Below are 571 nucleotides of genomic sequence, written 5' to 3' on the forward strand. Positions count from 1 at the left end.
AATGAAGAATCACAACCATGGTGGCAAGTAGATTTAGGGAATTTAAGTACTATAGAAGAAATAATAATCTACAATAGAACAGACAAACTGCAACAGCGTTTGAATAATTTTTATGTCTTCATTTCAGCAACGCCATTTGATGAAAACCAATCGTTACAAGACTTAATTGACGACAATAATGTTGAAAACCAATTCTTTAGCGGCAATGCAGGTTTACAAGAAAATTTCAATTTCTCAAATACTGGCAGATATGTAAGAATTCAACTCAGTGGAACGAATCAAACATTACATATGGCTGAGATTCAAATTATAGGGTGCCAAGGAGGTAGTATTGATCCTTGTGCAGGAGCACCACAAGCAACGATTGTCGCTGTTGGACCATTTGAAGAAAATGACGGAATTAAGAGCCTTCAAGCTAGTCCAAGTGGAGGAAATTGGGGAGGTGATGCGCTCGCAAATGGTACTTTTGATACAAATCAAGAACCTGGGACTTATACCGTAACATATTCTTTTATTGATGGCAATGGTTGTAGTAGCGAAGATAGTTTAGATATTGTCATTAATGCTGCTC

1 protein-coding gene is annotated in these 571 nt (G+C 37.0%); it reads left to right on the forward strand.

Annotated features, from left to right (window positions below; translation table 11 throughout):
• Positions 1-571: discoidin domain-containing protein (locus tag RM542_RS14810; protein ID WP_311386529.1), on the forward strand; the 571-nt coding region annotated here is incomplete at both ends.

Origin of the sequence: Croceitalea sp. P059, from assembly GCF_031846365.1 — a bacterium.
Classification (GTDB): Bacteria; Bacteroidota; Bacteroidia; order Flavobacteriales; family Flavobacteriaceae; genus Croceitalea; species Croceitalea vernalis.